6 protein-coding genes are annotated in these 6,248 nt (G+C 70.7%); 1 reads left to right on the top strand and 5 read right to left on the bottom strand.

Annotated features, from left to right (window positions below):
* Positions 1-529 (top strand): AAC(3) family N-acetyltransferase (locus tag AE652_RS33010; protein WP_049658305.1); only part of this gene is annotated, 529 nt, incomplete at its 5' end.
* Between the two features lie 67 nt (positions 530-596).
* Here the strand turns inward: AE652_RS33010 and AE652_RS33005 are convergent.
* The 5 genes from AE652_RS33005 to AE652_RS32985 form a co-directional block, all read right to left on the bottom strand.
* Positions 597-2,126 carry a M1 family metallopeptidase gene (locus AE652_RS33005; RefSeq protein WP_049658303.1) on the bottom strand — a complete coding sequence of 510 codons (1,530 nt, stop codon included), beginning with the start codon at positions 2,124-2,126 and terminating at the stop codon, positions 597-599.
* 164 nt (positions 2,127-2,290) lie between these two features.
* Entirely contained in the window at positions 2,291-3,817 is a 1,527-nt protein-coding gene (locus AE652_RS33000) for a M1 family metallopeptidase (protein ID WP_049658301.1), read from the bottom strand.
* Positions 3,818-4,040: 223 nt separating this feature from the next.
* The gene (locus tag AE652_RS32995) at positions 4,041-4,913 is read right to left on the bottom strand and encodes a sulfurtransferase (RefSeq protein WP_049658298.1); all 873 of its coding nucleotides are present in this window, start codon (positions 4,911-4,913) and stop codon (positions 4,041-4,043) included.
* A 165-nt stretch (positions 4,914-5,078) separates the two neighbouring features.
* Positions 5,079-5,405 carry a hypothetical protein gene (locus AE652_RS32990; protein ID WP_049658296.1) on the bottom strand — a complete coding sequence of 109 codons (327 nt, stop codon included), beginning with the start codon at positions 5,403-5,405 and terminating at the stop codon, positions 5,079-5,081.
* 151 nt (positions 5,406-5,556) lie between these two features.
* Positions 5,557-6,248 (bottom strand): polysaccharide deacetylase family protein (locus AE652_RS32985; RefSeq protein ID WP_082346131.1); only part of this gene is annotated, 692 nt, incomplete at its 5' end.

The following is a 6,248-nucleotide window of genomic DNA, read 5'->3' as shown; positions in this document are numbered from 1 at the left end:
CCCGCTGTTCCACGCCGGGCTGCCCTGCGACACGGGCGCGGTCGCGGAGGCGCTGCGCGCCCTGCCGGAGAGCCTGCGCAGCACCCACCCGCAGGTCTCGGTCGCCGCCGTCGGCGCGCACGCCCGGGAGGTCACCGCCCGGCGCTCGCTCGGCTTCGCCGTCGGCCGGGAGTCGCCGTTCGGCGCGCTGCACGACCTCGGCGGGCACGTGCTGCTGGTCGGCGTCGGCCACAACCGCAACACCTTCCTGCACTACGCCGAGACCTTCGCCCCCAACCGCCGGCTCAAGCTCCGCCGCTTCCCGATGGCGATCCAGGGCGAGCGGGTCTGGATCGAGGCACCGGACGTGGGGGACGACAACGACACCCACTTCCCGGTCGTGGGGCGGGAGTTCGAGGAGCTGGCGGGCATCCGCGAGGTCCTGGTCGGCGCCGCGCCCTGCCGCCTGGTCCCGGTCCGCGAGCTCATACCCTTCGCCGTCCGCCGCCTCACCGAACTGCTGGCGGCGGACGGCCCCGGGGAGGCATAGGCCGGGCCGACGGTCCCCGCAGCGCGCGCGGAACCGCCGACCCGAACGCCCTCGTACCGCCCTGCCGTCAGTGCCGGCCCTCGTGCACCGAACCGGCCTCCTGGATCTTCTTCCAGGACTTCGGCTCGACCGGCACCGCGTCCCGGCCGGCGTCCGCGCCCGGCGCCAGCGAGGCCGCGGCCGCGGCACCCGGCGGCACCGGTCCGACGGCCGGCTTGCTCGGGGTGAACAGCCAGGTGTTCAGCAGGTCCCCGAGCTTCTGGCCGGAGACCTTCTCGGCGTACGCCTGGAACTCCGGGATGGTGGCGTTGCCGTAGCGGCGCTCGGTGGGCCAGCCCTTCAGGATCTTGAAGAACTTCTCGTCCCCGACGGCGTTGCGCAGCGCCTGGATGGCCACCGCGCCGCGGTAGTACACCGCGCCGGAGAACTGGTTCTCCTCACCCGGGTCGCCCGGCTTGACGGTCCAGAACGGGTCGTCGGCCGGGTGCGAGGCGTAGATGTAGTCGGCCACTGCCTGCGCGGTGCCCTCGTTCTCGTGCTCGGACCAGAGGAACTGCGAGTACTCGGCGAAGCCCTCGTTCAGCCAGATGTCGCTCCACTTGGAGAGCGAGACGCTGTCCCCGTACCACTGGTGGGCCAGCTCGTGGACGACCACCGAGGTGTTGGTGCCCCGGGCGAACAGCCCGGGGCCGTAGGAGACCCGGGTCTGGGTCTCCAGGGCGCCACTGGACGAGGTGTTGGCGACGTAGCCGCCGACGGAGCTGAAGGGGTACTCGCCGAAGTAGCCGCTCAGCCAGTCCACCAGCTCGCCGGTCCGCTCGATGCTCGCCCGCGCCGCGGCGCCGTTGTCGCCCAGGTCCTTGCTGTACGCGTTGTAGACCGGCAGCCCGCTCGCGGTGGTGTCCTGGGTGATGTCGAACTTGCCGATCGCCAGGGTCGCCAGGTAAGTCGCCTGCGGCTTGTTCTCCCGCCAGCTGTACCGGGTCCAGCCCGCCAGCGAACTGGTCCCGGTCAGCACGCCGTTGCTGATCACCTGGTTGCCGTCCGGCACCAGCACCGAGACGTCGAAGGTCGCCTTGTTGCTCGGGTGGTCGTTGCTCGGGTACCACCACGCGGCCGACACGGGCTCGCCGGCCACGACCGCACCGTCCGGGGTGCGGCGCCAGGCGGTGTAGCCGCCGTACCTCTCCACGGTGGACGGCACGTCCTTGTAGCGCACCACCACGGTGGCCTGGTCGCCCTTGGCGAGCGGCCGCGCGGGGGTGATCTCCAGCTCCTGGTCGCCACTGGTGGCGAAGGTCGCGACCCGGCCGTTGACCCGCACCTCGGAGACCTTCAGCGCGAAGTCGAGGTTGAACCGGGAGAGGTCCTGGGTGGCTGTCGCGAGGATGGTCGTGGTGCCCTCCAGCTCGTCGGTGGCGGGCTGGTACTTCAACCGGATGTCGTAGTGCGAGACCCGGTACCCGCCGTTGCCGAGGGTCGGGTAGTACGGGTCCCCGACGCCGTCCGCGCCGGGTTGGAAGCCGGAAGCCGAGGCCGGGACGGCCAGGAACAGGCTCAGGGCACTGGCAGCAGAGACGATCAGCCTCTTGCGCACATGGTCCTCCAGGGATCACCGGAACGATGGGGTTGAACCGATCCTTGTCCCGTCAACCCCTCCCCCACTCCCTTCCGGTGAGATGTTCATAAAAAGAAATGCGCCGACATGACGGCTTCGCGCCCGCGCCCCGAAGCCGTCACGCCGACCATTCCGACATGTCGTCAGCTGTGGGACTGGTGCACCGAGTTGGTCTCCTGGATCTGCTTCCAGGACTTCGGCTCCGCCGGCAGCTGACCCTCCACCCGGCCCGCGGCCGGCGCCAGCGAGGCGGCAGCCGCGGCACCCGGCGGCACCGGCCCGACCGCCGGCTTGCCGGGGGTGAACAGCCAGGTGTTCAGCACGTCCCCGAGCTTCTTCCCGGAGACCTTCTCCGCATAGGCCTGGAACTCCGGGATGGTGGCGTTGCCGTAGCGGCGCTCGGTGGGCCAGCCCTTCAGGATCTTGAAGAACTTCTCGTCCCCGACGGCGTTGCGCAGCGCCTGGACGGCCACCGCACCCCGGTCGTACACCGCGCCGGAGAACTGGTCGTCCGGGCCCGGGTCGCCCGGCTTGACCTTCCAGAACGGGTCGTCGGCCGGGTGCGAGGCGTAGACGTAGTCGGCGAGCTCCTGCGCGGTTCCCTCGTTCTCGTGCTCCGACCAGAGGAACTGCGAGTACCGCGCGAAGCCCTCGTTCAGCCAGATGTCGCTCCACTTGGAGAGCGAGACGCTGTCCCCGTACCACTGGTGGGCCAGCTCGTGGACGACCACCGAGGTGTTGGTGCCCCGGGCGAACTGCCGGGGGCTGTAGAAGATCCGGGTCTGGGTCTCCAGGGCGTAGCCGGTCGGCACATTGGGGACGTAGCCGCCGACCGAGCTGAACGGGTACTCGCCGAAGTAGCCGCTCAGCCAGTCCACCAGCTCGCCGGTGCGCTCGACGCTCGCCCGCGCCGCGTCCGCGTTCTCGCCGAGGTCCTTGCTGTACGCGTTGTAGACCGGCAGCCCGCTCGGCGTGGTGTCCCGGGTGATGTCGAACTTGCCGACCGCGAGCGTGGCCAGGTACGTCGCCTGCGGCTTGTTCTCCCGCCAGCTGTACCGGGTCCAGCCGGCCTGCGAGGTGGTTCCCGTCAGCACGCCGTTGCTGATCACCTGGTTGCCGTCCGGGACGAGCACCGAGACGTCGTAGGTGGCCTTGTTGCTCGGGTGGTCGTTGCTCGGGAACCACCACCAGGCGGCCTCGGGCTCGTTCGCCGCCACGGCGCCGTCCGGGGTCCGGTGCCAGCTGGTGAAGCCGTACTTCTTCACGGTGGAGGGCACACCCTTGTAGCGCACCACCACGGTGGCCTGGGCGCCCTTGGCGAGCGGCCGCGCGGGGGTGATCTCCAGCTCCTGCTCACCGCTGGTGGCGAACTTCGCGACCCGGCCGTTGACCCGCACCTCCGAGACGTCCAACGCGAAGTCGAGGTTGAACCGGGAGAGGTCCTGGGTGGCTGTCGCGAGGATGGTCGTGGTGCCCTCCAGCTCGTCCGTGGCGGGCTGGTACTTCAACCGGATGTCGTAGTGCGAGACCCGGTACCCGCCGTTGCCGTAGGTCGGGTAGTACGGGTCGCCGACCCCGGCCGCGCCCGGCTGGAAGCCGGAAGCCGAGGCGGGAACGGCCAGGAACAGGCTCAGAGCACTGGCAGCAGAGACGATCAGCCTCTTGCGCACGAGGTCCTCCAGGGATCACCGGAACGATTGGGTCGGATCGATCCTTGTCCCGGCAGCCCCTCGTCCACTCCCCTCCGGTGAGATGTTCATGAAAAGAAACCCGCCGACACGACGGCTTCGCAGCCCAGCCGCGAAGCCGTCACGCCGCCTCACCCACCCCTGAGGCCCCTGAAGCCCCTCGCACCCCTCCTGCCCTTCCTGCCCTTCCTGCCCTTCCTGCCCCTCACGCCCCGAGCACCACCGGCGCCCGCACCAACGAGCCGTACTCCGTCCACGAGCCGTCGTAGTTCTTCACGTGCGGGTACCCGAGCAGCTCGGTGAGCGCGAACCAGGTGTGCGCGGACCGCTCGCCGATCCGGCAGTACGCGATCACCTCGCGCTCCGGCTCCACGCCCTTCCCCCCGTACAGCGCCCGCAGCTCCTCCGCCGAACGGAACGACCCGTCGTCGTTGGCCGCCTGGGACCACGGGATGTTGACCGCGCCCGGGATGTGCCCGGGCACCTGCGCCTGCTCCTGCGGCAGGTGCGGGGGCGCGATCAGCTCGCCCCGGAACTCGGCCGGCGAGCGGACGTCCACCAGCACCGCGTCCGCCCCGGGCTTGGCGAACACCTCGGCCCTCGCCAGCACCTCGTCCCGCAGCGCCCGCAGCTCCGGCCGCTCGGGCCCGCTCAACCGGAACCCGCTGTGCTGGTAGTCCATCACCGCACGGGTGAGCTCCCGCTCCTCCAGCTCCCACTTCTTGCGCCCGCCGTCCAGCAGCCGCACCGGCCCGAAGCCGCGCAGCCGCAACAGCCAGTAGGCGTAGGCGGCGAACCAGTTGTTGTTGCCCCCGTAGAGCACCACGGTGGTGTCGTCCTCGACCCCGGCCGCCCGCAGCAGGTGCTGGACGCCGTCGCGGTCGATGTAGTCCCGGCCGACCTGGCTGTGCAGGTCGGTGGTCCAGTTCCAGCCGACCGCGCCGGGGATGTGGTCCCGGTCGTAGGCCTCGGTGTCCTCGTCCACCTCGACGACCCTGATCGTCCCGTCGTCCAGGTGGTGGGCCAGCCATTCGGTGCGGACCAACGCCTCGGGGTGCGCGTAGCCGTTGCCGGTCATCCCAGGCCCTCCTTCGCTCTGCCCAGGCTGCGGCGCCCGACCACGGGCACGGCGGGCCGCGCGACGACGACAGGCGTACGGGCACGGCGAGGGGCCGGCGACCGGGCCGGACAGTTCGAACCTACGCCGCCCGCCCGGCCCCGGCCACCCCGCGCTCCCCGGCGCTCAGGAGAAGACCACGGAGCGCAGCTTCAGCCGGTCACCGAGCTTCTTGCCGGGGTTCATGACGTAGAAGACGTCGCCCGAGCAGCCGAAGTCCAGGAAGACCGTGGCCGTGGACTGGGTGCGGTTCTCCGGCGCGAAGCCCGGGTCCTCCTCGGTGGTCCACGGCAGGTCGATGCACTCGCGGCTCTGCGGGTCGGCCAGGCCCACGGGGACCCCGGGACCGACCTTGTAGAGGAAGTCGCCCGTCGCGGCATTCGCGGAGAACGGGACGGCGAGGACGAGGGCGACGGCGCTGGCGGCGGCGAGCATGGCGTTGCGGAGACGCATGAGTGAGGGCCTTTCAGGTGGTACTCGGCAGTACCCGGTTAATTGGTGCGAGATCACCCTAGAGGCCCAAAAAACGCAGAAACGGTTCTTCTAATCCACCCATTCGAGTGGTTTAAGGGTTAAAACCGCGACCTGCCCCGTCATACGAAACTCAGTTCGGCGGAGCCGTGAAGAGATACCCCGAGTCGACGAGCACCGGCAGGTACGCCTTCAACGCCGCCACCGTCTGCGACCGGTCCCCGCCGCCGTCGTGGTTGAGCACGATCGACCCGGGCCGGACGTTCTTGAGGACCCGGTCGATGATCGCCGAGGTCCCCGGCCGGGCCCAGTCCCGCGGGTCCACCGACCAGGCCATGTTCCGCATCCCCAGGTCGGCGGCCACCTTGAGCGAGACCGCCGAGAAGTCCCCGCCCGGCGCACGGAACCAGGTGGGCTGCCGGCCGGTGGTCCGCTGCAGCAGGTCGGAGGTGCGCTCCAGCTCGTCCCGCACCTTGCCCTCCGACAGGTGCCGCAGGTCGGGGTGGGTCCAGGTGTGGTTGGCGATGTGGTGGCCGCGGTCCGCGATCTCCCGCACCAGGGCGGGGTGCTCGACCGCGTTCTCGCCGATCAGGAAGAACGTGGCCCTGATCCCGTACTGCTCGAACATCGACAGCACGGTCGGCGTGTACCGGGGGTCCGGCCCGTCGTCGATGGTGAGCGCCACCACCTTCCGCTCCGGGTCCAGGTCGTACACCGGCTTGCTCTCCGCCTCGGAGAGCGCCCGGCGCACGGGCACCGCGCTCGGCGCGGCGCCGGACGGCGGCGCCGGCGAGGGCACCGCGGACGGCGTGCCCCCCGGGGCCG

Origin of the sequence: Kitasatospora sp. MY 5-36, from assembly GCF_001182915.1 — a bacterium.
Taxonomy (GTDB): Bacteria; Actinomycetota; Actinomycetes; order Streptomycetales; family Streptomycetaceae; genus Kitasatospora.
This window is presented reverse-complemented; position numbering and strand designations above follow the sequence as displayed.